Raw genomic sequence first — 24,621 nt, 5'->3', positions numbered from 1 at the left:
TTGTTCACAGTCCCTCAACCCAATTGCTCAGCACCGCTGCGCCGGCGTCGCCGCTCTTCTCCGGGTGGAATTGGGTGGCGGCCAGCGGCCCGTCCTCGACCGCGGCCAGGAACGGCACCTGGTGGGTCGCCCACGTCAGCATCGCCTCCGGCGAACCCTCCCACCGCTGTGCGGCGTAGGAGTGCACGAAGTAGAACCGCGCGTCGGGGGCCAGCCCCCTGAACAGCGCGCTGCCGGGCGCGGGTTCGACCACGTTCCAGCCCATGTGCGGGATCACCGGGGCGTCCAGCCGGGTGACCGCCCCCGGCCACTGCCCGCAGCCCTTGGTCTCCACCCCGAATTCCACGCCCCGGGCGAACAGGATCTGCATGCCCACGCACACACCCAGCACGGGGCGCCCGGCGGCTACCCGCTCGGCGATGATGCGGTCTCCCCCGACTTTCCGCAGGCCCGTCATGCAGGCCTCGAAAGCGCCGACCCCCGGCACCACCAGCCCGTCGGCGGCCGCCGCGGCCGCCGGGTCGGCGGTCACCTCGACCGACGCGCCGACCCGCTGCAGCGCGCGTTGCGCCGACCGCAGGTTGCCCGAGCCGTAATCGAGCACCACAACAGATTTGCTCACAGAACACCTTTGGTGGACGGCACACCCGACACCCGGGGATCGCGCTCGACCGCCTGACGCAGCGCGCGGGCCACCGCCTTGTATTCCGCCTCGGTGATGTGGTGCGGGTCGCGGCCGTGCAGGACGCGCACGTGCAGCGCGATGCGGGCGTTGGAGGCCAGCGTTTCGAACACGTGCCGGTTGACGACGGTGTGATACGGCACCGAGCTGCCGGTGATCGTGGTGTGCTGCAGGTGATCCGGCTCGCCGGTGTGCACGCAGTAGGGCCGCCCGGAGACGTCCACCGCGGCGTGGGCCAGCGCCTCGTCCATCGGAATGAAGGCGTCCCCGAAGCGGCGGATGCCCTTCTTGTCGCCCAGCGCCTGCCCGAGCGCCTGGCCCAGCGCGATCGCGGTGTCCTCGATGGTGTGGTGGCCCTCGATCTCGACGTCGCCCTTGGTGCGCACGGTCAGGTCGAAGCTGGCGTGGCTGCCCAGCGCCGTCAGCATGTGGTCGTAGAACGGCACCCCGGTGTCGACATCGACCTGTCCGGTGCCGTCGAGGTCGAGCTCGACGACGATGTCGGATTCCTTGGTGCGCCGTTCGATTCGGGCGCGGCGGGTCTCGGTGCTCACGGGGCTCCTACTGAGGTGGCTGGGGCCAGTTCGGTGGCCGCGATCAGGGCGCTGGCCCGCAGGAAGGCGTCGTTCTCCTCGGCCAGACCCGTTGTGGCGCGCAGGTAGCCGGGGATCCCGACGTCGCGGATCAGGACGCCGGCCTCCAGGTAGCGCGCCCACGCGGTCGGCGCGTCGGCGAATTCGCCGAACAGCACGAAGTTCGCGTCGCTCGGGATCACCCGAAAACCCATGCCGCTCAACGCCGTTGTGACGCGCTCCCGCTCGGCGATCAGGGTGGCCACGCTGCCCAAGGTGTCGTCGGCGTGCCGCAGCGCGGCGCGGGCCGCGGCCTGGGTGACCGACGACAGGTGATACGGCAGCCGCACCAGCAGCATCGCGTCGATCATCGCCGGCGTGGCGACCAGGTACCCGAGCCGCCCGCCGGCGAACGCGAATGCCTTGCTCATGGTGCGGGTGACGACGAGCTTGGTCGGATACTCCGCGACCAGCGCCACCGCGCTGGGCTGCGACGAGAACTCGCCGTAGGCCTCGTCGACGATCAGGATGCCCGGCACCACGTCGAGCAGCCGCCGCAGGTCGGCCAGCGAAACGCTTTGCCCGGTCGGGTTGTTGGGGCTGGCGATGAACACCACGTCGGGCCGGCGGTCGACGACCGCGGCGACGGCCGCGTCCACGTCGAGGCTGAAGTCCTCGGCGCGCGCCGCCTCGAGCCACTCGGTGCGGGTGCCGTCGGCGATGATCGGGTGCATCGAGTAGGACGGGACGAACCCGATCGCGCTGCGCCCCGGCCCGCCGAACGCCTGCAGTAGCTGCTGCAGGATCTCGTTGGAGCCATTGGCGGCCCAGAGGTTTTCGACGTCGAGCGGGGTGCCGGTCTGGGCGGTGAGGTAGGCGGCCAGGTCGCGACGCAGGGCGACCGCGTCACGGTCGGGGTAGCGGTGCAGGTCGGCGGCGGCCTCGCGCACCGACCGCACCACGTCGTCGACCAGCGCCTGGGTCGGCGGGTGCGGGTTCTCGTTGGTGTTCAGCCGCACCGGAACCGGCAATTGCGGCGCCCCGTAAGGCGATTTGCCGCGCAGGTCGTCGCGCAGCGGTAGGTCGTCCAGCGTGGGCTGGTCGCGTTCGGTCATCGCTCGAACCTCCGCCGGACCGCCTCGCCGTGCGACGGCAGGTCCTCGGCCTCGGCCAGCACGACCACGTGTCCGGACACGTCTTTCAGCGCCGCCTCGGTGTAGTCGACGACGTGGATGCCGCGCAGGAACGTCTGCACTGACAGGCCGCTGGAGTGGCGGGCGCTGCCGCCGGTCGGCAGCACGTGGTTGGACCCGGCGCAGTAGTCGCCGAGGCTCACCGGCGCGTACGGACCAACGAAAATGGCTCCGGCCGAACGGATTCGGCCGGCGACCGCTGCCGCGTCGACGGTCTGGATCTCCAGGTGTTCGGCGGCGTAGGCGTTGACCACCTTGACACCGGCGTCCAGGTCGTCGACCAGGATGATCGCCGACTGCGGCCCGCCGAGCGCGGCCGTCACCCGCTCGCGGTGCACGGTCGTTTGCAGCTGGGCGGCCAGCTCGGTGTCGGTGGCGGCGGCGAGGCTTTCGCTGGGCGTCACCAGCACGCTGCCCGCCATCTCGTCGTGCTCGGCCTGGCTGATCAGGTCGGCGGCCACGTGGGCGGGGTCGGCGGTGTGGTCGGCGAGGATGGCGATCTCCGTCGGCCCCGCCTCGGCGTCGATGCCCACCCGGGACCGGCACAGCCGCTTGGCGGCGGTGACGTAGATGTTGCCGGGCCCCGTGATCATGTCAACCGGCGCGAGGTCCGAGCCGTCGGTGTCGGTGCCGCCGTAGGCCAGCAGCGCGACCGCCTGCGCGCCGCCGACGGCCCACACCTCGTCGACGCCCAGGAGCCGGGCCGCGGCCAGGATCGTCGGGTGCGGCAGGCCGTCGAACGCCGCCTGCGGCGGGCTGGCCACCACCAGGGAGCCGACCCCGGCGGCCTGCGCCGGCACCACGTTCATCACCACGCTGGACGGGTACACCGCGTTGCCGCCGGGCACGTACAGGCCCACCCGCTCCACGGGCACCCACCGCTCGGTGACCGTGGCGCCGGGGCCGAGCGTGGTGATGACGTCGGCGCGGCGCTGGGCGGCATGCACGGCGCGGGTGCGCTCGATCATGACCCGCAGCGCCTCGGCTACCTCAGGTACGAGATCCGCCAGGGCCTTGTCGAGCGCCGCGCCGGGGACCCGGACGGCCGGGGGCCGCACCCCGTCGAAGGACGCGCCGTATTCCAGCGCCGCCTCGGCCCCGCGCTCCGCGACGGCCTCCACGATGGGGCGCACCGTGGGCAGCACGCTGTCCACGTCGGCCCCGCCGCGCGGCAGCGCCGCCCGCAGCCGGGCGGCCGTCAGCTCCGCGCCGCGCAGGTCAATGCGGGCGATCGTGTTCACATAGACCATTGTCCCTGATGGGAGCAACCGGATTAGCTCGCGGGGGTTCGCGGCGCGCGGTCGGCGCCGGATAGCCGGTACCTCGATTGCCGCCCCAGAGCTTAATTGGGATTAAATTACCGCTTGCGATAAACATTCGATGCGTGAAGCTCGCGTGGGCGAAGCTGACCGGGCATGACGCTCCGGAGGAGGGGTGAGTTGGGTGCAAACGAGCACGCAAGGCTGCGCATCGTGTCCACGAGGGTTCAGCCACCGACCAATTTTGGGAGGCTGGTCACCCGCAGTCGGCTCATCGACCTGATGCGGGCCGGCCGCGCCAAGCGGCTGACGTTGATCCACGCACCGGCCGGGTTCGGCAAAACCACCCTCGCGATGCAATGGCAACAGGAGTTGAGTTCGGAGGGCCTGCCCGCGGCATGGGTGAGTCTGGACGCCGACGACAGGGACGTCGTCTGCTTTCTCGGGCACCTTGTCGAGGCTGTGCGGCGGGTGGAACCTACTGTCGGCGCGGATCTGGGAAATCTGCTGGAGCAGCAGTCCGGCAATGCGCGGCGCTACGTACTGGCCGAGCTTGTCAACCAACTGGCCGAATGCCGGCGCCCGGTCGCGATCGTGCTCGATGACTGGCACCTGGTCGATGGATCCGATGCGACGGGAGCGCTGGAGTTCCTGTTCAACTCCGGCCCGGACAACCTGCAGTTGATCGTCACCAGCCGAACCCGCGCACCGGCGATCGGCAAACTCCAAGTGCGCAATCAGGTCACCGAGATCGATGCGGCGCAGCTGCGTTTCGACGAAAGGGAATCCGCCGAATTCCTTCTGGACCTCAACGCGCTCGAGCTCAGCGACGACGATGTGCACCGCCTATGGTGCAACACCGACGGCTGGATCGCGGCCCTACAGCTGGCCAGCCTCTCATTGCGCAACGCCTCGGACGCGTCTGCGCTGGTCGGCGGCTTCTCCGGGCGCCACCACTCCATCGGCGATTACCTGGCCGAAAACGTGCTCGACGCATTGCCCGGCGAACTGCTGCGATTTTTGCTGACCACCTCGATCTGTGACCGCCTGTGCGGCGGCCTCGCCGCCGCAGTCAGCGGGCAGCCGCGGGGCCAGGCCATCCTCGAAGAACTCGAACGCCGGGACATGTTTCTGCTGCCGCTCGATGACGACCGTGAGTGGTTTCGCTATCACCACCTTTTCGGCGGATACCTGCGTCAGCGGCTGGAACGCGACTACGCGGACCAAATCGAGGGCCTGCACAGGACGGCCTCGGCGTGGTTTGCCGATCACGGGCTGCTGAGCGAGGCAGTGACTCACGCCCTGGCCGCCGGCGATGACGTCGAGGCGGTAGATCTGGTGGAACGACAGGCCATGTATCTGGTCGAACACAGCCGCATGGGCAGCCTGCTCGCGTTGGTGGACAAATTGCCCGGCAACGTGGTGTCCGGGCGGCCAGGGCTCCAGATCGCCATCGCGTGGGCCAATTGCCTGCTGCAGCGGGCGGAGGAGGCCGAGATCGCACTCGACCACGTGCGCACAGCCCTGCGTTCGAGTACCGATGCAACCAGCGCCGAAATCCTCGGTGAGGCCGACGTCGTGCAGGCCTGCACCGACGTTTATCGCGACCGCATCGACCGAGCCGTCGCCCTGGTCACTCCGTGCCTCGCGAATCATCAACATTGCCGGCCCTTTCTGGTAGCGGTGTCGGCGAACATCCACACGTTCGTCGACATTCACACGTTTGGTCACGAGAACGCGTTGTCACTCCAACGCTGGGCGAAGGGCTTTCACGAGACGGCCAGCGGACCCTTTGTCGGCGTCTACGGGCGATGCTTTGCCGGCCTGGCCGCCGGATCTCAGCTCGATATGCGCGCCGCCGAAGACCACTACGCCGGGGGCCTGGCTCTGGCGCAGCGCGTGGCCGGCCGCCATTCCCACGCGGCCCGATTGGCGGGGTCGCTGCTGGGCACCGTCTGTTACGAACGCGGCGAAATCGAAACAGCCGAACGGCTTTTGACAGAATGCCATGAACTCGGGGCCGAAAGCGGCGTAGCGGAATTCATGATCGCGACCTACACCAGGCTGGCCCGCATCAAAGTGCTAAAAGGGGACGTCGATGGCGCCCTTTCCTTGCTCGATGAAGGCGATCAGGCGGCGCAACGCCTTTCGCTACCCCGGTTGTCCGCGGCCCTCGACTACGAACGCGTGCGTCTGTACCTGGGGGTCGGCGACACGGACCGCGCCCAAGACACTCTGAGGCCCCATCTGGCGGATATCGCGTCGGGCATGGACGGCATCGCAATGGCAACGCGCCACTACCAACTCGGAATGCACGCACGGATCCTGTGCGCCCAGCGCGACTACGACGCCGCGCACGAAGTGGTTTCCACGATCAAGCGCGAAAGCAGTTCCAGCGGATGGCGTTACGCCGAGATCAACAGCACCATCGAGCTCGCCAGGGTGTTTTCCCTTAGCGGGGACACCGATGCCGCAATTGAAACACTTGTGCCCGGATTAGTGGTGGGCGCGCAGTCCGGCATCATTCGCACCGTCATCGACGCCGGTCCGGAGGTGTTGGACGTTGTGGTCGGCCTCCGCGAAGCCGGCCGAACCGGTCGCTGGGGGGCCGGCTTACCCGAAGTTCCGCTCGACTACCTGTCGCGGTTGCTCAGCACCGCCCAAGCCGACGTCTCAAGAGCAGCGATTCCAGTGATCGGCCGCGCCACCGGTCGCGGTCCTCTTCCGGAGGAACCGCTCAACGCCCGCGAAGTGGAAATCCTGCGCCTGGTGGAGGCCGGACTTGCGAACAAACAGATCGCCCGCAGTGTCGGAGTGACCATCAACACCGTCAAGTGGTATCTCAAGAGCATCTACGTCAAGCTCGGTGTGAACACACGCGGCGAATCGATATCCGAGGCGCGACGGCGCGAGATCCTGCCTTGAACCGCCGAAGGTCATGGCTGACGTTTGAAACTCAGATCAGGCGGCTCAGTAGATCCCGCGCCGCCGCCGTCACGTGTGCGCGGTCGAAGGTGATTGCCATGTCGAAACGACGGCCTTCAGTGTCATGGGAATATCCTGAGTCACAGCGTTTTTCACGCGCGATTACCGCCGCCGCGGTGTCGGGGCCGAGCGCCAGGATGGTGGACTCACCCGACAATGGATCAGCGCGATCGAGCGTCACCCGCCTTACCCGCGGCCCCAGATCGGCGGGTGGGTTCTCGGCGAAAACCGCTACCAACGCCGACCTTTCGGCAATAGCCGAAAGCCGTCGTTTCGTTGCCTCACTCAAGTCATCACTCGATTGCATCGTCCTCAAGACGATCGGAGGGCTTTCCGCGCTGACCGCGACGTGTTCGACATGCCCGAACAGCTCGACCAAAGTCTGCTCACGAACGGTCCGCGTATTCCGCACCGTCGTCGCCAGGTCGAACGTTGAGGGATGGGCACCCGCCGGCGGGTACGTCGTCGGCATCTGGTTGGAGAACGCCGACGGGGCCACCGATAGCTCCCCGGGCACGCCGAACCGGATCCCCTGCCCCAGCGTGGCGCCATATGCCAACGCCCGTTCCAGATGGTCGTCGGTCTCGATACCCTCCGCGCAGATGACCGCGCCCGTACGCTCATGGTGCGCGGTGACCGCCGCGACCGTGCGGGCCTGCATCCGATCGGGTTGGCGTTGCACAACTCCCATGTCCAGCTTCAAGATCTCCGGCGCCACCACGTCGAGCAAAGCCAACGAGTCCGGATGCGCCCCGATGTCGTCGAGCGCGATCGCGAATCCCAGCGAACGCAGGGCCGCGACCTTGCGAAGAAGTGCCCGAGGATTGGTCAACAGACCGCGTTCGGTGAGCTCGAACGTCAGACGAAACCAGGCGGCGGCGCGCACGTAATCAAGGTCGTCAGCCGGATTGACATGCGTGGTTACCGGTTCGGTGTTGACCAGCAACAGCATTCCGGGGGTGGACCGGCCTTTCAGTGCCCCCTGCACCGCAGCGCGGACACACGCATGGTCCAGATGATCTAACCGACCCGTCCTGGCCGCGTGAGCGAATATGTCAACCGGCGCTGCGTCAGGCAGAGCCGGCCAGCGGGCCAACGCTTCGTAGCCGACGACCGTCTCGCTGGGCAACGCCACCACACGCTGGAATGCCGCGACCAGCCCCCGCCCCAGGACGGCTTCATCAAGCGCGTTGCTCTGCGGTTCGTCCGCAAACACCGCCCTACCCCTGCGCACCACCACTGACCATGGACTGGACGCTAAACCCGCAAGCACGCGGTTCAGTGCGTAGCCACCCGTTTTCATCGTTGCTGCTACCCGAAAAGGGCTTGGGCCGGGCCCTGGTCCGAATGGCGGGTGAAGCGGCTTTCCCGGCGGGCGTCGCCAACCGCTACAGTGCGCATGAAAGGCGATCGCGAGGCCCGCAGAGTTTCGGCAAGGAGCCGCAATGTCCACAAAGGATCACCCGAACAACGCCCCGGGCGTCCCGATGGTATTCCCGGTCTGGTTCGAGCGCTTCCAGATCAAATACTTCAACCCGGCGGTCAAGCCGATCGCGCGTTTTCTGCCGGGGACCGCGACCATCAAGCATCGCGGCCGCACCTCCGGCAAGGAGTACGAGACCATCATCACCCCCTACCGCAAGGGCAACGTGCTGGCGATCGCGTTGGCCCACGGCAAGACGAACTGGGTCAAGAACGTGCTGGCCGCCGGCGAGGCCGACGTGCAGTACAGCCGCAACCGCGTCGTGCACATCACCAACCCGCGGATCCTGCCCGCCGGCTCCGACGGTGAAGGCCTACCGCGGATGGTCCGCGCGCAGCTGGGCAGGGTCGGGGTGTTCGTCGGCGATATCGCCTGAGCGTGCAACTGGCGACACATCGCCCGAGTGCGGGCGTCGGTAGTTGCACCTTCGCGGCCGGATGAAGAGGCCCTACATGTCCAGGCCGATGTCGAGCACGCGCACCGAGTGGGTCAGCGCGCCGACGGCCAGGTAGTCGACGCCGGTCGCGGCGTACGTCGCCGCATTCTCCAGACTGAGGCCGCCGGAGGACTCGAGCAGCACGGCGGGCGCCCGGTCGTCGCGGCGCTGCACGGCGATCTGCGTCTGCCACACCGGGAAGTTGTCCAGCAGGATCAGCTCGGGCTTCTCGGGCAGCACCTCGTCCAGCTGCTCGAGCGAATCCACCTCGACCTCGCAGGGCAGGTTGGGGGCGGCTTCGCGCACCGCGCGCAGCGCCTCAACCACGGACCCGGCGGCCGCGACGTGGTTGTCCTTGATCAGCGCCGCGTCGCCCAGCCCCAGCCGGTGGTTGACGCCACCGCCGACGCGGACCGCGTATTTCTGCAGCGCCCGCAGGCCCGGCAGGGTTTTTCGGGTGTCGCGGACCCTGGCCTTGGTGCCGTGCACCGCGTCGACCCAGGCCGCGGTCGCGGTGGCGATCCCCGACAGGTGGCAGATGAGGTTCAGCGCGGTCCGCTCCGCGGTCAACAGGCCGCGGGTGTCCGCCCGGACCGTCAGCAGCGGCTCGCCGGGCGCCGGCCGGGCGCCGTCCTCGACGCGATCGAGCACCTGATAGCCGCCGGCGCCGATCACCTCGTCGAGGACCAGCAACGCGACGTCCACCCCGGCGATCACGCCCGGCTCGCGGGGCACCATGGACGCGGTGGTCACCGCGCCGGCGGGGACCGTGGCCTGCGTGGTGACGTCGGGGCCGTAGCGAAGGTCCTCCTCCAGGGCGCGTCGGATGAGGTCGCGGGCGGCGTCGAATTCGTCGTCGGACAGCATCGTCACCCCACCGCCGCCAGCGCCTCCACCAGCACCGAGTTCTGGTCGTCGGCCAGCCGGAGCACGCTGCTGCGGGCTTGTTCGGGCGCGGCGTCCGGGTACTCCGCGCGGTGGTGGCAGCCACGGCTTTCGTTGCGCGCCAAGGCCCCCGCGGTCACCGCCCGGGCGGTCAGCGTCAGCGCGACGTCCTCGAAATCGCGGCGGCCGGCGATGTTGCGGACCGGGGACCCGGACAGCTTGTCGGACAACCGGTTCAGCCCGGCGGCGTCGCGCACCACCGAAGCGTCCCGGCTCATGGCCCGGTGCAGGTCGCCGCGGGGCGTGGCGGTGTGAGCGACGGGTTCGGGCGCGACGGCGCGGGTGCGCCCGGCGGAAGCGGCGTGCGCCGCCGCGGCTCTCCCGGCGCGCCCGCCCACCACCAGCCCCTCGAGCAGGCTGTTGGACGCCAAGCGGTTCGCGCCGTGCATCCCGGTGCGGGCCACCTCGCCCGCGGCGAACAGCCCGGGCAACTCCGTCCGCCCGTATACGTCGGTGACCACGCCGCCGCAGCTGTAGTGGGCGCCGGGGACGACCGGGATGGGTTGGCGCACGGGGTCGATCCCGGCCTCGCGGCACGCGGCGGTGACGGTCGGGAACCGCGCCTCGAAGCCCGCGATGCCGCGCGCGTCGAGAAAGACGCACCGGTCGCCGGTCTCCCGCAGCCGCGCGTCGATGGCCGCCGCGACGACGTCGCGGGGGGCCAGGTCGCCCAGCGGGTGGACGCCGGCCGTGACCGAATTGCCTTGCGCATCAAGCAGTATCGCGCCCTCGCCGCGGATCGCCTCGGTGACCAGCGGGCGGCGCCCGCCTCCGCCGCCGAACAACATGGTCGGGTGGAACTGGATGAACTCGAGGTCGCTCACCGGCACGCCGGCCCACAGCGCCAGCGCGATGCCGTCGCCCGTGGAGCCGTCGGGATTGGTGGTCGCCCCGTAGAGGTGCCCGAGCCCGCCGGACGCCAGGATCACCGAGGGCGCGTTGATGATTCCGTAGCCGTCCACACCGCCCAGCAGCACCCCGGTGACGGTGTCGTCGTTGCGCAATACCCGCAGGGCAACATGGCCGGCGCGGATGTCCAGCCTGGCCGCGGCGTGGTCGAGCGCGCGCTGCACCTCGGCGCCGGTGGCGTCGCCGCCGGCGTGCACGATGCGCCGCCGGGAGTGCCCGCCCTCGCGCGTCACGTCCCACCGGCCGGGGATGGCTTCGTCGAATCGCGCTCCGTCACCGACCAATTCGGACACCGCCCGGTACCCGTCGGCAACAATGGAGTACACCGCGTCGGGATCGCACAGGCCGGCGCCGGCGGCCAGGGTATCGGCGACGTGGGCCTCGGCGGAGTCCAGGTTTTCCGGGTTGTCGGGAAGCACCACCGCGATGCCGCCCTGCGCGTAGTGTGTCGCGGTCCCCCCCTTCGCCCGGTCGGCCTTGCTCAGCACGACGACGCTGCGGCCGGCGCGATGGGCCGCCAGCGCCGCGGCCAAACCCCCGACGCCGGTGCCGATTACGACCACGTCGGCGCTGTGGGTCCAATCCGGGCGGGTGATCATTCGCCGCCGCCCGGCTGCCCGATCTCGATCATTCGCTGCACGCTGCGCCGGCCCGCCGCCGCGATCTCGGGGTCGACGTGGACTTCGTCGGCCCCTTCGGCCAGGCAGCGCAGCAGCGCGGCGGGGGTGATCATCTTCATGTATTTGCAGGAGGCTCGGTCGTTGACCGCGCGAAAGTCGACTTGCGGTGCGGCGCGGCGCAATTGGTGCAGCATGCCGACCTCGGTGGCGACCAGGACCTTGCGGGCGTGGGTCTCGTGGGCGGCGTCGAGCATGCCGCCGGTGGACAGGATCTTCACCCGCTCCGCCGGGAAGGCGCCCTCGCCGGCGAGGTACAAAGCCGAAGTGGCGCAGCCGCATTCGGGGTGCACGTACAGCTCGGCGTCGGGGTTGGCCCGCGCCTGCTCGGAGAGCTCGTCGCCGTTGATGCCGGCGTGCACGTGGCATTCCCCGGCCCACACGTGCAGGTTCTTACGGCCCGTCACCCGGCGGACGTGGGCTCCGAGGAACTGGTCCGGGCAGAACAGCACCTCGCGGTCGGGGTCGATGGACTCGACGACCTCGACCGCGTTGGACGACGTGCAGCAGATGTCGGTGAGGGCCTTCACCGCGGCGGTGGTGTTGACGTAGGAGACGACGACGGCGCCGGGGTGCTCGTCCTTCCATGCGCGCAGCTCGTCGGGGGTGATGGAATCGGCCAGCGAGCAGCCGGCCCGCTGGTCCGGAATGAGCACGGCCTTGTCTGGGCTGAGGATCTTGGCGGTCTCGGCCATGAAGTGCACCCCGCAGAACACGATGGTGTCCTCGGGCGCGTCGGCGGCGATCCGCGACAGCGCCAGCGAGTCGCCCACGTGGTCGGCGACGTCCTGGATCGCGGGCAGCTGGTAGTTATGCGCGAGCAGCGTGGCGCCGCGAAGCGTGGCCAGCCGGCGAACCTCGGCGGCCCACTGCTCGTCGCCGTCCAGGCCGGCGTAGCCGGCGGGGGTGTCGGTGATGCGGGCACTCATGTCGTGCGCGAGCGTGTCCATGCGAGTCAAGACCGTCATTGGCGGCTCCTTTTGCGCCGGGAGGTTTTCGACTTAGAATCGAAAACATGCGCCATACTAGCACTGAACACGAGGTGCTCGCCGTCGTGTTTCAGGTTCGTCAGGTAACGGGCGCTACGCGCAGAGAAAAACCGCAGTTGAACGTGCTGTTATGGCAGCGTGCCAGGGATCCGCAGAAGGGTGCCTGGTCGCTGCCGGGCGGACGGTTGCGCAACGACGAGGACCTGACCACCTCCGTTCGCCGCCAGCTGGCCGAAAAGGTCGACCTACGAGAGCTGGCTCACTTAGAGCAGCTCGCTGTGTTTTCCGACCCACTCCGGGTGCCCGGTGCGCGGGTGATCGCGTCGACGTTCCTGGGCCTGGTGCCGTCCCCCGCCACCCCCGAGCTACCACCGGACACTCGCTGGCACCCGGTGAATTCGCTGCCGCCGATGGCGTTCGATCACGGCCCGATGGTGGCCCACGCCCAGACCAGGCTGGTCGCCAAGATGTCTTACACCAACATCGGGTTCGCCTTGGCGCCAAGGGAATTCGCGCTGTCCACGCTGCGCGACATCTACGGCGCCGCGCTGGGCTACCAGGTCGACGCGACGAACCTGCAGCGGGTGCTGGCCAGGCGCGGGGTCATCAGCCAGACCGGCACCATCGCGCAGTCCGGCCGCAGCGGGGGGCGCCCGGCGGCGCTGTACCACTTCACCGACTCCCGGCTGCGGGTCACCGACGAATTCGCCGCGTTTCGGCCGCCCGGGCAGCTGTAGCCAGCGGCCGCCCCCGACACGCCGGTACATTGGGCGGAACACCCTCGCCCGTGAGCTGGGGGGACCACGAGAACTGGCTCACAATGCGGCGATTACGTTTTGGCCACCGCCCGTTCATGCGCGAGAATGCCGGTTGGCCAAGGAGGGATCTGCGAATGGTTGAGCTCGGCAATCTCGCGGGGACGCGTGGCGCTCAGTGGATCGGGCGGCCGCAGCACGAGGAGCTGCAGCGCAAGGTCCGGCCGCTGCTGCCCTCGGACGACCCGTTCTACCAGCCCCCGCCCGGCTACCAGCACGCCGAGCCGGGGACGGTGCTGCGCTCGCGCGACGTCGAGCTGGCGTTTCTGGGTCTGATCCCGCAGCCCGTCAAGGCCGTCCAGCTGCTCTACCGCACGATGAACATGAACGGCGAGGCCGAGGCGACGGCGACCACCGTGATCGTCCCGGCCGAGCTGGCTCCCGGGCAGACCTGCCCGGTGTTGTCCTACCAGTGCGCGATCGACGCGATGACGTCCCGCTGCTTTCCGTCCTATGCGATGAGGCGCCGCGCGAAGGCCCTCGGATCACTCAGCCAGTTCGAGTTCTTGCTGATCACCGCCGCCGTCGCCGAGGGCTGGGCCGTGTCGGTGCCCGACCACGAAGGCCTCCACGGCTCGTGGGGCGCGCCGTACGAGCCCGGTTATCGCGTGCTGGACGGCATCCGCGCCGCCCTGAACTCCGACCGGCTCGGGCTGGCGCCGTCGGCGCCGATCGGCCTGTGGGGCTACTCCGGCGGCGGCCTGGCCAGCGCGTGGGCCGCGGAAATGTGCGGCGAGTACGCCCCCGAGCTGGACATCGTCGGCGCGGTGCTGGGCTCGCCCGTCGGCGACCTCGGCCACACGTTCCGCAGGCTCAACGGGAGCTTCCTGGCCGGCCTGCCCGCGCTGGTGGTGGCCGCGCTCGCCAAGGTCTATCCCGACCTGGACCGGGTGATCAAGGAGCACACCAACGAGGAGGGCCGCGCCCTGCTCGACTCGCTGCACGAGATGACGACCGTGGAAGCCGTCCTGCGGATGGCCGGCAAGAACATGGGCGACTACCTCGACGAGCCGCTCGAAGACATCCTGTCCACCCCGGAGATCACGTACGTCTTCGACAGCATCAAGCTGGGCGCGGCGGTGCCGACGCCACCGGTGCTGATCGTGCAGGCGGTGCACGACTACCTGATCGACGTGCACGACATCGACAATCTCGCCGACGCCTATTCGGCCGGCGGCGCGCGGGTGACCTACCACCGGGACGCCTTCAACGAGCACATCTGCCTGCACCCGCTGTCCGCCCCGATGACGCTGCGCTGGCTCACCGACCGGTTCGCCGGCCGTCCGCTCACGGAGCACCTCATCAGGACGACGTGGCCGACGATGTTCAACCCGATGACCTACGTCGGCATGGCGCGGCTGGTCAAGATCGCGGCCAAGGTCATCACCGGCCGCAAGGTCCCGCACCGTCCCCTGTAGGGCACCCCTCTTAGGTCGAGTGCGTCCTGGGCTTTGCGTGTGCATCCAGGGCGGGAAGATCGCCCAGATCTCACCGTGAGCTCACACCGAAAGCCGTGGACGCACATTCGATGCGGCTGAGCCGACTCGCGGCGTTGGGAGCGCTACGAGACGGCGGCCTCCGGCGCCTCGGGCTCCATCGGCACCGCGCCGGACGGCCGGTCGGCCACCGGAAGGCCGCCCAGGTCGTCGCGAGCGTCGGCGGCCGCGAGCAGGGCGTACACCAGCGCGGCGATCCCGGCGGGCCACATCAGGGTGACCGCCACCTGCGGCACATCGAGGGCGAAGAACACCGGCGGCGCCTGGGTCACGTAGGCGACCGAGGGGCTGCCCGACAGCGGGACGGCGTCGAAGTTCAGTGCGCCGTAGCGCAGCCGAACCAGCAGCGCGCCCGTCCCCGCGGCCACCGCGGCGGCGACCACCATGCCGACCGACAGCCCGACGACCATCGCGGGACCACGGTGCTCGCGCCGCTGCCACACCAGCACCGCGCCCACCACCGCCAGCGCCGTCAACAGGCCCAGCAGCAGGGCCGGCGCGATGAAGAAATGCTCCGATTCGGTGCCGAGGTAGTCGTGGACCCGCTCGCCGGCCCGCGTGATCGCCACCACCGCACGGATCGGCGGCGCGATCCAGGCCCACAGCCCACCGATCACCAGCCCGGTCGCGGCCAACCCAAGCGCCACGGCGACGACCGCGCGCACCCGCGCGCGGCGGGGAACGCCGACGGGCTGCATGGGCGCCGGCTCGGCGTAGTCGCTCACCGCTGGGCCTCCATGTCCGCCGAGTCCACCTCTCCGTGCCGCGAGCACCGCGCCCGCCAGCCGTCGGGCCGAACCTGGACCACCATCCGGCGTCCGCATTGCGCGCAGAACCGGGGCGGCTCGAGCCCCAGCTGGGCGGCCGTCGGCACGGCCGTGCCCGCCAACTCCCCGGTGTAGACGTTGTAGACGCCGGCGCTGACCGGGGCGCCCAGATCCCGAACCACGTCTCCAGTTTCTTACAGGCTGGCGTTGAGCGCCTTGATCGGCATCTGCAGATCCTCGAGCAGTTCCAGGTCCGCCTCGGCGGGGCGCCCGAGCGTGGTCAGGTAGTTCCCGACGATGACCGCGTTGATGCCGCCCAGGATGCCCTGCTTGGCGCCGAGGTCACCCAGGGTGATCTCGCGGCCGCCGGCAAAGCGCAGCATCGTGCGCGGCAACGCCAGCCGGAAGGCGGCGACCGACTTCAACGCCTCGCTGACCGGCAGCACCTCCAGGTCGCCGAACGGAGTGCCGGGCCGCGGGTTGAGGAAGTTCAACGGCACCTCGTCGGGGCCGAGTTCGGCCAGGTCGGCCGCGAATTCCGCGCGCTGTTCCAGGGTTTCGCCCATGCCGAGGATGCCGCCGCAGCACACCTCCATGCCGGCGTCGCGCACCATCGACAGCGTCTCCCAGCGCTCTTCCCAGGTGTGGGTCGTCACGACATTAGGGAAGAACGAGCGGGCGGTCTCCAGGTTGTGGTTGTAGCGGTGCACGCCCATCGCGGAGAGCTGCTCCACCTGCTCGGCGCTCAGCATCCCCAGCGAGCAGGCGATATTGATCTCCACCTCGTCGCGGATCGCCTCGATGCCGGCCGCGACCTGCGACATCAACCGCTCGTCGGGGCCGCGCACCGCGGCGACGATGCAGAACTCGGTGGCACCGGACTTGGCGGTCTGCTTGGCCGCCTCGACCAGGCTGGGGATGTCGAGGCGCGCGCTGCGCACCGGGGACGAGAACAGCCCGGACTGGGAGCAGAAGTGGCAATCCTCCGGGCACCCGCCGGTCTTGAGGCTGATGATGCCCTCGACCTCGACCTCGGGGCCGCACCAGCGCATCCGCACCTCGTGGGCCAGGGCCAGCAGCTCCTCGAGGCGGTCGTCGGGCAGCTGCAGCACCCGCAGCACCTGGTCCCGGGTCAGGCCCTGGCCGCCCTCCAGCACCTGCCGGCGGGCCACCGCGAGGATGTCGTCGTTCGAGTCGTCGGCGTCGGTCGTCGGCCGAGTTGCCGCTTGAGTCACCAGGTACTCCCCTGCATCTTTTGCGTGCGCGCGCACCCGCACCTGCCACGTCGTCGCGGCAGCCTGAATAAATCGGTGTTCAAAGTAGGGTAACGGCCCCCGAAAAAACGAGGCACATGGGCACCGCCGGGGTATGTCTGGACAGTGACCTATCAGCAGACCGATCCGCAGGTCGTTTACATCGCCCACCACATGCTGCTGCTGGCGATCCCGGCCTTCCTGCCGGCGATCGTGGTGGTCGGCGTCATCCTGTTCGTCGCGTTGAGGGACCGCCGCAGCGGCGCAGAGGGGACGAACCAGCAAAGCGACGCCGCCGACCCAAAGCGTGATTGACGAGCCCTCGATCGGGGCATTCCGGTTCCTGCGAGTTGCATCACAGCTCGCCAGGCCGGGGTGCAGGAGGGTTTGACGATGAAATCGGCGGAACTCACTTTTGTGGCCGAGGCGCCCGCGCGCGGCGCCGGCCTCAACCAGGTGATCGGATTGTCGATTGCCGCCATGGTGATCGGCGCGGCCATGCTGTGGATCGGTTATGCGCACCGCACCCACCGAATCGAATGGTTGACCCGGATCGCCGACAAGGTGGGCGAAAAGTTCCACCGCCCCAACTGGGTCGCCCTGCCGGTGCTGGTCTTCACCACGTTCATCATTTGCGCTCTGTTCGGCTTCATCTGGGACGTCAGCTGGCACATCGGCAACGGGCGCGACCCCGGCCCGCTGGCGAACCCGGCGCACTACTTCATCATCATCGGGCTGTTCGGGATCTTCGTCGCGGGCATGTTGTCGGTCGTGCTGCCGTTCGACAAACCAGGCCCGGCGGCGGTGCGCATCACGCGTAACTGGTACGCGCCGGTGGGCGGCGTGCTGATGGCGGGCTGCGGGCTGTACGCGATGATCGGGTTCCCGCTCGACGACATCTGGCACCGCATCTTCGGGCAGGACGTGACACTTTGGGGCCCAACGCATTTGATGATGATCGGCGGCGCCTGCTTTTCCCTTTTCTCGGTGCTGATGCTGGAGCGCGAGGGCGAGGCCCGGGAGGGCGCGGAGGTCTTCCATGGCCCGTTCATCACGTTCCTGCGCTACCTGTCCTTCGGCGGCCTGTTCATCGGCCTGTCCGTCTATCAGATCGAATTCGACTTCGGCGTCCCACAATTCCGGCTGGTGTTCCAGCCGATGCTGATCGCCGCTGCGTCCTCGCTGGCGGCGGTGGCCGCCCGCCTGACCATGGGGCGCGGCGGCGCGATCATCGGGGCCTTGCTCGCCATCGCGCTGCGGGGCCTGGTCGCGTTGGTGGTCGGCCCCATCCTGGGCGCGCCGATCAACTGGTTCCCGCTGTATCTGGGGCCGGCGCTGGTCGTCGAGCTGGTGGCCCTGAGCCCGCTCCTCAAGCGCCCCATCGCTTTTGGTGCCGTCTGCGGCCTCGGCGTGGCGACCGTCGGGCTGTGGTTGGAGTCGCTGTGGATCGGCGCGGTGTACCACTACCCCTGGCCGACGAGGATGTGGGGGGAGGCGCTGGCGATGTCGGTGCCGGTGGCCGTGCTGACCGGGGTGTGCGGGGCGATGTTCGGGATGGTGCTCACCGGACAGCGGCTCCCGGGCCGCGGGATCGGCATCGCCGCGGTGGTGTTGACGGTGTTGGTGATCGGCGGCGCGGTGGCCAACGGCCTGCACATCGTGGTGCCAAGCCAAAACACCGCCACCGTCACGCTGACCGACCAGCCCAGCCAACCGGGGCGGCGGATGGTGTCGGCGGACGTGCAGCTCACGCCGCCGTTCGTCAGCGACCATCCGGACTGGCTGACGATCCTGTCCTGGCAGGGGCGAATGGAGAACAACCGCGGCCTGATGATCGACCGACTGGAGAAGGTCGGTCCGGGGCACTACCGGTCCACCCAGCCGGTTCCCGTGTGGGGGGACTGGAAGACGCTGCTGCGGGTGCAGGACGGCCGCACGATGACGGCCGTGCCGATCTGGGAGCCGGCGGACGACGCCATTCCGGCGCCCGAGGTTCCCGCGCTGGCGCAAAGCGTGCGGCCGTTCGTCCTGGAGGTCACCATCCTGCAGCGCGAACGCGACCAGAGCGCACCGGCCTGGCTGTTCACCGCCGGCGGGATCGTGGTGCTGATCCTGACCCTGATGGTGATCAGCGCGCTGACGTGGGGTGCCGGCCGGCTGAACAACGCCCAGGAATCGCCGGAGCCGGTCGAGGAAAGGCACCCTGTGCCGGGGGCTCCCAGGGCTGCATAGCGTGATGACGGTTCGCAGCGCCCTCGTCGTAGCGTGGACGGCCGCGCTGGCGTGGGCGCTGGTCGCCTGCGGCGGTTCGCACACCCAGTCCTCCGCCGCGGCGCCGGTCGTCGACGTCACCATCGCCAAGGGCCAGGTCACCCCGACCAACGCCACGCTGCAGGCGAAGGTGCGCCAGCAGATCACCCTGCGGGTCAACAGCGACGCCGCCGACGAGCTGCACGTGCACTCAACGCCCGATCACAAGTTCCCGGTCGCGGCCACGCCCGGCCAAACCTTTCAGTTCAGCGTCGACGTCCCCGGCAACGTCGAGGTCGAGCTGCACCACCTGGACCGCACGATCGCGACCATCCAAGTCGAGCCGTGAGTGCCGGCGGCGCGACCGCGGTGCTCGCGCACGGTCTGGGCGGGTCGGGCGACCTTCCGGTGCCGTATCTGTACGCGATGGTCGGGGCCGCGTGGGCGCTGACCTTCACCTTCGCGCTGGTGGCGTTCGCGTGGCGGCGGCCGCGGTTTGATCCGGGGAAGCCCGGCCGCCCGCTGCCGTCGGCGCTGACCTCCTTCGTCGACGCCCGGGCCACCCGCTGGACGGCCGCCGGGCTGGCGCTGGCGTTCGCGGCGTGGGTGGTGCTGGCCGGGGTGTGGGGCCCGCAGTCGGAGTCCAACGCCCTGCTCGGGGCGTTCTACGTGCTGCTGTGGGTCGGGTTGGTGGCGCTGTCGTTGCTCTTCGGGCCGGTCTGGCGGGTGATCTCGCCGATGCGCACGGTGTATGTGCTGCTGCGGCGCGTGACGCCGGTGCGACTCGGTCGGCCGCGGCGGTCCTATCGCGAGGGCTGGGGCTATCGCCCCGCGGCGCTGGGCCTGTTCGCCTTCGTGTGGTTGGAGCTGGCCAGCCCCAACTCGGCGTCGCTGCCGCTGGTGCGGGCGTGGCTGGCGATCTATGCCGCGCTGATGCTGGGCGGGGCGTGGCTGTGCGGGCAGCGCTGGCTGGCCCGGGCCGACCCGTTCGGCGTGTACAGCATGGCGGTTTCCCGCCTCTGCCCGTTTCGCCGCAACCCCGCCACCGGCAAGATCGTCGTCGGAAACCCGCTCGACCACCTGCCGTCGCTGCCCGTCCGCCCCGGCGTGGTGGTGCTGCTGGCGGTGCTGCTCGGGTCGACGGCGTTCGACAGTTTCTCGTCGTCGCCGACGTGGCGCGGGTTCGCCGACGGAATCTCCCGAAGCTTCGGCCTGCCGCCGACGCTGTCGTCGTCGGTGTTGCGCACCGTGGGGCTAATCGTGTTCATTTCCGTTGTGGCGGTGACGTTTTCGCTCGCGGCGCGGGCCGCCGGCGGCATCGACCGCGAGCAGCGCCGCGCGCTGCCGGGCAGGATGGCGCATTCGCTGATCCCGATCGTGGTGGGCTACATCTTCGCGCACTACCTGTCCTACCTCGTCGAGCGCGGCCAGCAGGCCGTGATCGCGCTGGCCGATCCGTTCGGCCGCGGATGGAACCTGTTGGGGCTGGCCCATTTTCACGTCGCCTATGTGCTGTCGGCGCATCCCCCGGTACTCGCCGGGATCAAGGTGGCGTCCGTGGTGACCGGCCACATCGTGGCGGTGGTCGCCGCGCACGACAGGGCGCTGCGGCTGCTGCCGGCCGGCCATCAGCTCACCGGGCAGCTCACCATGATGCTGGTCATGGTCGGCTACACGTTCACCGGCCTGTATCTGCTGTTCGGCGGTTAGCCGACGATCGGGTGTTCGGCCTTCTTGCCGCCGTCCCAGCGGCGCAGGCCGGCGAAGCGGCCGTCGAGCTGCGCCGGGCGGCCCGCGACGCGCAGCGCCCGCCCGAGTTGGTGCCCGCCGACGCGGCGGGCCAGCGTGAGGTGGGCGGTCCACTGGCCGGGCAGGCTGTTGGACATCGGCGCCGGCGCCAGATGCGGACCGCACAGCCGGTGCACCTCGGCGTGCAGGGCCAGCAGCTCGCTCGTCGGCACGATCAGCCGCGCGAACACGACGTTCGCCCGCCCGAACAGCACCGGTGCGCCGATCGCCGCGCCCAGCGGAAGCCGTTGGACGACCGGACCCAGCAGCGCGTCGACCTGGGGGTCGATGCGTTCGGCGACGGCCAGCGTGACGTGCGGCCGGCTGGCCGGCGCCTGGCTCGGGATCCCGGCGGCGGCCAACGCCCGCCAGATGCCGCGAACGGCCTCCTCGGTGTCGGGGTCGAAGACCAGCTCGATGGAATGGACCATCAGCGCACCAGCGCGCTCACCCAGTCGTGGTCGAACGCCGCGGCGCTGATGGCCGCGAAGTCGGGCAGGGACGCCGCGCCGGCGGGCAGCGCGGCCCGCACCGGGGCCAGCCCGGCCAGCGCCGTCCGGTTCGACGCCTCCGCCAGGCCGGGCCGGGCCGGCCAGCTCCCGATGACCAGGCCCGCGCACGGAACTCGTTGGGCAGCAAGGCCTTCCAGGGTAAGCGCGGTGTGGTTGAGGGTGCCCAGCTCGGCGCTGACGACGACCAGCGCAGCGGCGCCCAGCCCGACGGCGAGGTCGCGCAGCGTGACGCAGGGCTCGGCGAGTTCGACCAGCAGGCCGCCCGCGCCTTCGACCAGCGTCAGCCGCCCCGGGCGGTCCAGGTCGCGGATCAGCCGTAGCACCCGGTCGCCGGCGGGCAACGCCGTCCCGGCGTGCTCGGCCGCGGCGGCCGGGGCCAGCGGCAACGGATACCGCGCCAGCCCGACCAGTTCGGTCACCCCGGACAGCCGGCCGACCTCGGCGAGGTCGTCGTCGCCGGCATCGGTGCCGGTCTGGACCGGTTTGCACACCGCCACATCGATGCCGGCCTGGCGGGCGTGGCAGGCCAGCGCCGCGGTGGCGACCGTCTTACCGACCCCGGTGCCGGTGCCGGTGACGACCAGAACGGTCAACGGCGTGCGACGGCAAGGACGTCGGTCAGCACCCCGCGCGCGATCTCGAGGTCGTCGGAGTCCAGCGACGCGCGCGCGGACAGGCGCAGCCGCGACGTCCCGGCGGGCACGGTCGGGGGGCGGAAGCAGCCGACCTTGACGCCGGCGTCCAGGCAGGCGGTCGCGGCGGCGAGCGCCACTTCCGGATCGCCCAGGATCACCGACACCACCGCGGACTGCGGCTGTTCCGGCACGTCGCAGGTTTCGGCCAGGACGCGGGCGTGGCGCAGCACCGCGTCCGGGCGCCACGCCTCGGCCCGCAGCACCTGCAGCGCGGCCCGCGCGGCGCCCACCGCCGCCGGCGCGAGGCCGGTGTCGAAGATGAACGGGCGGGCCGCGTCGATCAGGTGGGCGCGCACCGGCGCCGGCCCGAGCACCACGCCGCCCTGACTGCCCAGCGCCTTGGACAGCGTCGTGGTCATCACGATGTCGGGCGCGCCCGCGAGCCCGAGCTCGTGCAGCAGCCCGCGCCCGCCGCCGCGCACCCCGAGGCCGTGGGCCTCGTCGACGATGAGCAGCGCGCGGTGGCGGCGGCATACCTCGTGCAATTCGCGCACCGAGGCCAGCGAGCCGTCGGCGCTGAAGACGGAGTCGGTGACGACGACGGCGCGCTCCTCGTCCCGGGAAGCCAGGGCCGCGTCCACTGCGGTCACGTCGCGGTGCGGCGTCACCAGCACCCGGGCGCGTGACAGCCGGCACGCGTCCACCAGCGAGGCGTGCGACAGGGCGTCGGACACCAGCAGCGAACCGGGGCCGGACAGGCCGACCACGGCCCCCAGGTTGGCGGTGTATCCGGAGGAGAACAGCAAGCCCGAGGCGGCGCCGACGAACTCGGCGAGCTCCGATTCGAATTCCTGGTGCAGCTCGGTGTCGCCGGTGACCAGGCGCGAGCCGGTGGCCCCGGCGCCCCACATGCGCAGCGCCGCAATGCCCCCCTCGATCACGTCGGGGTGCTGGGAGAGCCCGAGATAGTCGTTGGAAGCCAGGTCCAGCTCAGTGGTGACGGCGGGACGCGGGCGGAGCGAGCGACGCAGCCCGGCCTCGCGGCGCTGGCTCTCCACCGCGTCCAGCCAGGCCAGCGGTGATACCTCGATCGGTGCCCGCGGGAAGGCGTTCATGGGCCTTCAGCCTACGGGGCGGGCGGCATCGGCCCTCGCTACGGTGTGATGACCTGCCCGGGATTGCCGGGGGTCCCGCCGATGCCGCCGGCCGCGCCGCCGGTCCCGACGGTGGTGTTGCCCGCGGTGATCGAGTAGGCGTTGCCGCCGTTGCCGCCGTTGCCGCCGATGGCGCCGCCGCCGCCGGTCCCGCCGGTGCCGCCGATGGAATGTCCGGTCGACAAATAGTTTTGGGCGGTGCCGCCCTGGCCGCCGGTGCCGCCGACCGTGACCCCGAAGCCACCGGTGCCGCCGAGCCCGCCGGTGGCGGTGCCCCACTCGGGCGGGTAGATCGCCAGGCCGTTGAAAGTGTCGACGGTGAAGTTATAGGGCCCCATGATCGCGCCCCCGCCGTGACCGCCGTTCCCCCCGGCGCCGACCGTGCCGATGCCACCCGCGCCGCCGGTCCCGCCGGTCGCGGTTCCCCACCCCAGGTTGAACGCGACACCGCCCGAGCCGCCGTTGCCGCCGGTGGCGCCCTGGCCGCCGGCCCCGCCGGTGCCGCCCAATGCGAAGCCGGCTCCGCCGGCCCCACCATCGCCGCCCTGGCCGGTGAGGCTCAGGCCGCCGGCCCCGCCGGTACCGCCCTGCGGAACGCCCACGCCCAATTCGGCGCCCCCGAGGAAGCCCGTGTTGCCGCCTGCTCCGCCGGTGCCGCCGGTCGCGTCGGTTGCGTTCCCGCCGGCCCCGCCGGCGCCACCGACACCCGACAGGAATCCACCGGGCCCGCCGATCCCGCCGTTACCACCGTTCACCCCCGAGGTGATGGAGGCGCCGCCGGCCCCGCCGGCCCCGCCATTGCCGCCCCAAATGGCGGCCCCGCCGTTGCCCCCGGCCGCGCCCGCGCCGCCCAGCCCGCCGGCACCCCCGTTGCCGAAGATCCCGGCCTGCCCGCCGTTGCCGCCGGCCACGCCGGCGAGGGTGGAGTCCCAGCCCTTGCCGCCATTACCGAGCAACAAGCCGCCGTTCTGGCCGTTCGGGCTGGTCTGCGTGCCGTCGGCCCCGTCGAAGAACAGCGGGGCCCCGACCAGCTGCTGGCTGGTCTGGTTCAACTCGTACATCACCGTCCCCAGGACGTCCGTCCTGGGCGGCGGGGCCGGCCCGGAGGCGTCCGCCACCGCGTTCCAAATCGGCGCGAAAATCGAGTAAGGCGAAATGCTGGCCGCATTGGTTGCCTCGGCGGCGGCATACGCCCCGCCCGACCCGGTCAGGGCCTGCACGAACTGGGATTGAAACGTCGCTGCCTGAGCGCTTAACGCCTGAAACTGCTTTGCGGCGTCGGAGAACACCGAGGCGACCGCCGCCGAAACCTCGTCGCCAGCTGCGGCGATCACACCGGTGGTGGGGGCGGCCGCGGCCGCGTTAGCGGCGCTGACCGACGAGCCGATACTCGCCACCTTCGCCGCCGCCGCCGCGAGCGCATCCGGCGCCGCGATCAGATACGACATGGCTGACCTCCGAAGACCGCCTCGGGCTCGTAGGCCTCCATACGACGACGATCACAATCCACTGACCAAAGTGAAAACCTATCCCGTTGCACACGTGCCTTACAACGTTTCACGAGATTTGGTCCAACGCGTTTCGCACCCGCGGCGGCAGGCCGGGAAGAGCCATTTATCCGACGTCCGGCGCCCGCGCTGGCCACCCACCGCGGTCGCTGGTGCCAACACCGGTCACGATCGGCACACATAACGTCATGCATCTGATTCCGCCTCAATCCATCCTAAATCACGATTAGGCGTGGCATTCCCAACTTTGCGTATCTTCGGGCGGGTCCAGAGGAAAGGTCGTTATTACCGCCGCGGCGGACGCCCGCGCCGC

The 24,621-nt window shown here is 70.2% G+C and carries 23 protein-coding genes; 8 read left to right on the top strand and 15 right to left on the bottom strand.

The genetic code is table 11. From position 1 onward, the window contains the following. Positions 1 to 4: 4 nt before the first annotated feature. From hisH to hisD, 4 genes are read right to left on the bottom strand one after another with little or no spacing between them, the layout of a single operon-like run. Positions 5 to 622 carry an imidazole glycerol phosphate synthase subunit HisH gene (gene hisH / locus AC5Y2S_RS27080; protein WP_499959569.1) on the bottom strand — a complete coding sequence of 206 codons (618 nt, stop codon included), beginning with the start codon at positions 620 to 622 and terminating at the stop codon, positions 5 to 7. Continuing rightward, positions 619 to 1,236, bottom strand: coding sequence for an imidazoleglycerol-phosphate dehydratase HisB (gene hisB, locus AC5Y2S_RS27075; RefSeq protein WP_499901953.1), 618 nt, complete (start codon positions 1,234 to 1,236; stop codon positions 619 to 621). The genes hisH and hisB overlap by 4 nt, the downstream gene beginning before the upstream one ends. Further along, positions 1,233 to 2,369 (bottom strand): histidinol-phosphate transaminase, encoded by a 1,137-nt coding sequence (locus AC5Y2S_RS27070; protein ID WP_499959568.1) that lies wholly within the window; start codon positions 2,367 to 2,369, stop codon positions 1,233 to 1,235. The genes hisB and AC5Y2S_RS27070 overlap by 4 nt, the downstream gene beginning before the upstream one ends. Continuing rightward, positions 2,366 to 3,679, bottom strand: coding sequence for a histidinol dehydrogenase (hisD, locus tag AC5Y2S_RS27065; RefSeq protein ID WP_499959609.1), 1,314 nt, complete (start codon positions 3,677 to 3,679; stop codon positions 2,366 to 2,368). The genes AC5Y2S_RS27070 and hisD overlap by 4 nt, the downstream gene beginning before the upstream one ends. A gap of 183 nt (positions 3,680 to 3,862) precedes the next feature. Here hisD and AC5Y2S_RS27060 point away from each other — a divergent pair, with 183 nt between their 5' ends. Continuing rightward, positions 3,863 to 6,631, top strand: coding sequence for a winged helix-turn-helix domain-containing protein (locus AC5Y2S_RS27060; protein ID WP_499959567.1), 2,769 nt, complete (start codon positions 3,863 to 3,865; stop codon positions 6,629 to 6,631). 31 nt (positions 6,632 to 6,662) lie between these two features. Here AC5Y2S_RS27060 and AC5Y2S_RS27055 read toward each other — a convergent pair whose 3' ends face one another. Further along, entirely contained in the window at positions 6,663 to 7,907 is a 1,245-nt protein-coding gene (locus tag AC5Y2S_RS27055; protein WP_499959566.1) for a sensor domain-containing phosphodiesterase, read from the bottom strand. Between the two features lie 229 nt (positions 7,908 to 8,136). On the opposite strand from AC5Y2S_RS27055, the gene AC5Y2S_RS27050 reads away from it, so the two are divergent. Continuing rightward, the gene (locus tag AC5Y2S_RS27050) at positions 8,137 to 8,550 is read left to right on the top strand and encodes a nitroreductase family deazaflavin-dependent oxidoreductase (RefSeq protein WP_499901957.1); all 414 of its coding nucleotides are present in this window, start codon (positions 8,137 to 8,139) and stop codon (positions 8,548 to 8,550) included. A gap of 72 nt (positions 8,551 to 8,622) precedes the next feature. Here AC5Y2S_RS27050 and nadC read toward each other — a convergent pair whose 3' ends face one another. From nadC to nadA, 3 genes are read right to left on the bottom strand one after another with little or no spacing between them, the layout of a single operon-like run. Beyond that, positions 8,623 to 9,477 carry a carboxylating nicotinate-nucleotide diphosphorylase gene (gene nadC / locus AC5Y2S_RS27045; RefSeq protein WP_499959608.1) on the bottom strand — a complete coding sequence of 285 codons (855 nt, stop codon included), beginning with the start codon at positions 9,475 to 9,477 and terminating at the stop codon, positions 8,623 to 8,625. Between the two features lie 2 nt (positions 9,478 to 9,479). Next, on the bottom strand, positions 9,480 to 11,063 hold the full coding sequence (locus AC5Y2S_RS27040; protein ID WP_499959565.1) for an L-aspartate oxidase: 1,584 nt from the start codon (positions 11,061 to 11,063) through the stop codon (positions 9,480 to 9,482). Then, positions 11,060 to 12,109: a quinolinate synthase NadA gene (gene nadA / locus AC5Y2S_RS27035; protein ID WP_499959564.1), complete on the bottom strand. Its 1,050-nt coding sequence runs from the start codon at positions 12,107 to 12,109 to the stop codon at positions 11,060 to 11,062. The genes AC5Y2S_RS27040 and nadA overlap by 4 nt, the downstream gene beginning before the upstream one ends. A 47-nt stretch (positions 12,110 to 12,156) precedes the next feature. Between nadA and AC5Y2S_RS27030 the strand changes: the two genes are divergently transcribed. Together AC5Y2S_RS27030 and AC5Y2S_RS27025 are read left to right on the top strand one after the other, a co-directional pair. Then, positions 12,157 to 12,867 (top strand): NUDIX hydrolase, encoded by a 711-nt coding sequence (locus tag AC5Y2S_RS27030; protein WP_499959563.1) that lies wholly within the window; start codon positions 12,157 to 12,159, stop codon positions 12,865 to 12,867. A gap of 155 nt (positions 12,868 to 13,022) precedes the next feature. Continuing rightward, positions 13,023 to 14,363, top strand: coding sequence for a lipase family protein (locus AC5Y2S_RS27025; protein WP_499959562.1), 1,341 nt, complete (start codon positions 13,023 to 13,025; stop codon positions 14,361 to 14,363). Between the two features lie 143 nt (positions 14,364 to 14,506). Here the strand turns inward: AC5Y2S_RS27025 and AC5Y2S_RS27020 are convergent, their stop codons facing one another. The 3 genes from AC5Y2S_RS27020 to bioB are packed head-to-tail and all read right to left on the bottom strand — an operon-like array spanning position 14,507 to position 16,443. Then, entirely contained in the window at positions 14,507 to 15,139 is a 633-nt protein-coding gene (locus AC5Y2S_RS27020) for a DUF2567 domain-containing protein (protein WP_499959607.1), read from the bottom strand. A 23-nt stretch (positions 15,140 to 15,162) separates the two neighbouring features. Then, positions 15,163 to 15,390, bottom strand: coding sequence for a biotin synthase auxiliary protein BsaP (gene bsaP, locus AC5Y2S_RS27015; protein ID WP_499959561.1), 228 nt, complete (start codon positions 15,388 to 15,390; stop codon positions 15,163 to 15,165). A 12-nt stretch (positions 15,391 to 15,402) separates the two neighbouring features. After that, positions 15,403 to 16,443: a biotin synthase BioB gene (gene bioB / locus AC5Y2S_RS27010; protein ID WP_499959560.1), complete on the bottom strand. Its 1,041-nt coding sequence runs from the start codon at positions 16,441 to 16,443 to the stop codon at positions 15,403 to 15,405. Positions 16,444 to 16,587: 144 nt separating this feature from the next. On the opposite strand from bioB, the gene AC5Y2S_RS27005 reads away from it, so the two are divergent. The 4 genes from AC5Y2S_RS27005 to AC5Y2S_RS26990 all read left to right on the top strand — a co-directional run bounded on the left by AC5Y2S_RS27005 (position 16,588) and on the right by AC5Y2S_RS26990 (position 20,421). After that, positions 16,588 to 16,776, top strand: a complete 189-nt coding sequence (locus tag AC5Y2S_RS27005; RefSeq protein WP_499959559.1) for a hypothetical protein — start codon at positions 16,588 to 16,590, stop codon at positions 16,774 to 16,776. 78 nt (positions 16,777 to 16,854) lie between these two features. Continuing rightward, positions 16,855 to 18,693 carry a hypothetical protein gene (locus tag AC5Y2S_RS27000; protein ID WP_499959558.1) on the top strand — a complete coding sequence of 613 codons (1,839 nt, stop codon included), beginning with the start codon at positions 16,855 to 16,857 and terminating at the stop codon, positions 18,691 to 18,693. A 4-nt stretch (positions 18,694 to 18,697) separates the two neighbouring features. After that, positions 18,698 to 19,060 carry a hypothetical protein gene (locus AC5Y2S_RS26995; RefSeq protein WP_499959557.1) on the top strand — a complete coding sequence of 121 codons (363 nt, stop codon included), beginning with the start codon at positions 18,698 to 18,700 and terminating at the stop codon, positions 19,058 to 19,060. Next, positions 19,057 to 20,421 (top strand): hypothetical protein, encoded by a 1,365-nt coding sequence (locus AC5Y2S_RS26990; RefSeq protein ID WP_499959556.1) that lies wholly within the window; start codon positions 19,057 to 19,059, stop codon positions 20,419 to 20,421. Before AC5Y2S_RS26995 ends, AC5Y2S_RS26990 begins: the two co-directional genes overlap by 4 nt. On the opposite strand, the gene AC5Y2S_RS26985 is transcribed toward AC5Y2S_RS26990, so the two are convergent. From AC5Y2S_RS26985 to AC5Y2S_RS26970, 4 genes are read right to left on the bottom strand one after another with little or no spacing between them, the layout of a single operon-like run. Next, positions 20,418 to 20,930 carry a 2'-5' RNA ligase family protein gene (locus AC5Y2S_RS26985; RefSeq protein WP_499959555.1) on the bottom strand — a complete coding sequence of 171 codons (513 nt, stop codon included), beginning with the start codon at positions 20,928 to 20,930 and terminating at the stop codon, positions 20,418 to 20,420. The two genes, AC5Y2S_RS26990 and AC5Y2S_RS26985, sit on opposite strands and share 4 nt — an antisense overlap. Continuing rightward, positions 20,930 to 21,604, bottom strand: coding sequence for a dethiobiotin synthase (bioD, locus tag AC5Y2S_RS26980; protein WP_499959554.1), 675 nt, complete (start codon positions 21,602 to 21,604; stop codon positions 20,930 to 20,932). The genes AC5Y2S_RS26985 and bioD overlap by 1 nt, the downstream gene beginning before the upstream one ends. Beyond that, the gene (locus AC5Y2S_RS26975) at positions 21,601 to 22,761 is read right to left on the bottom strand and encodes an 8-amino-7-oxononanoate synthase (protein ID WP_499959553.1); all 1,161 of its coding nucleotides are present in this window, start codon (positions 22,759 to 22,761) and stop codon (positions 21,601 to 21,603) included. The genes bioD and AC5Y2S_RS26975 overlap by 4 nt, the downstream gene beginning before the upstream one ends. Before the next feature lie 38 nt (positions 22,762 to 22,799). Beyond that, positions 22,800 to 24,248, bottom strand: coding sequence for a PE family protein (locus AC5Y2S_RS26970; protein WP_499959552.1), 1,449 nt, complete (start codon positions 24,246 to 24,248; stop codon positions 22,800 to 22,802). Positions 24,249 to 24,621: the final 373 nt, after the last annotated feature.

The sequence above is a fragment of the Mycobacterium sp. NGS69 genome, assembly GCF_059812165.1.
The sequence above is the reverse complement of the archived record's forward strand: the minus strand, read 5'-3'. Positions and strand labels throughout refer to the sequence as shown.

Coding starts and splice junctions, on each gene's coding strand:
- AC5Y2S_RS27025 (WP_499959562.1), top strand. CDS start 13,023: ATGGTTGAGCTCGGCAATCTCGCGGGGACGCGTGGCGCTCAGTGGATC.
- AC5Y2S_RS27000 (WP_499959558.1), top strand. CDS start 16,855: ATGAAATCGGCGGAACTCACTTTTGTGGCCGAGGCGCCCGCGCGCGGC.
- AC5Y2S_RS26970 (WP_499959552.1), bottom strand. CDS start 24,248: ATGTCGTATCTGATCGCGGCGCCGGATGCGCTCGCGGCGGCGGCGGCG.
- AC5Y2S_RS27050 (WP_499901957.1), top strand. CDS start 8,137: ATGTCCACAAAGGATCACCCGAACAACGCCCCGGGCGTCCCGATGGTA.
- AC5Y2S_RS27020 (WP_499959607.1), bottom strand. CDS start 15,139: ATGCAGCCCGTCGGCGTTCCCCGCCGCGCGCGGGTGCGCGCGGTCGTC.
- AC5Y2S_RS26985 (WP_499959555.1), bottom strand. CDS start 20,930: ATGGTCCATTCCATCGAGCTGGTCTTCGACCCCGACACCGAGGAGGCC.
- AC5Y2S_RS27060 (WP_499959567.1), top strand. CDS start 3,863: ATGACGCTCCGGAGGAGGGGTGAGTTGGGTGCAAACGAGCACGCAAGG.
- AC5Y2S_RS26995 (WP_499959557.1), top strand. CDS start 18,698: ATGACGGTTCGCAGCGCCCTCGTCGTAGCGTGGACGGCCGCGCTGGCG.
- AC5Y2S_RS27070 (WP_499959568.1), bottom strand. CDS start 2,369: ATGACCGAACGCGACCAGCCCACGCTGGACGACCTACCGCTGCGCGAC.
- nadC (WP_499959608.1), bottom strand. CDS start 9,477: ATGCTGTCCGACGACGAATTCGACGCCGCCCGCGACCTCATCCGACGC.
- AC5Y2S_RS26975 (WP_499959553.1), bottom strand. CDS start 22,761: ATGAACGCCTTCCCGCGGGCACCGATCGAGGTATCACCGCTGGCCTGG.
- AC5Y2S_RS27030 (WP_499959563.1), top strand. CDS start 12,157: ATGCGCCATACTAGCACTGAACACGAGGTGCTCGCCGTCGTGTTTCAG.
- nadA (WP_499959564.1), bottom strand. CDS start 12,109: ATGACGGTCTTGACTCGCATGGACACGCTCGCGCACGACATGAGTGCC.
- AC5Y2S_RS27040 (WP_499959565.1), bottom strand. CDS start 11,063: ATGATCACCCGCCCGGATTGGACCCACAGCGCCGACGTGGTCGTAATC.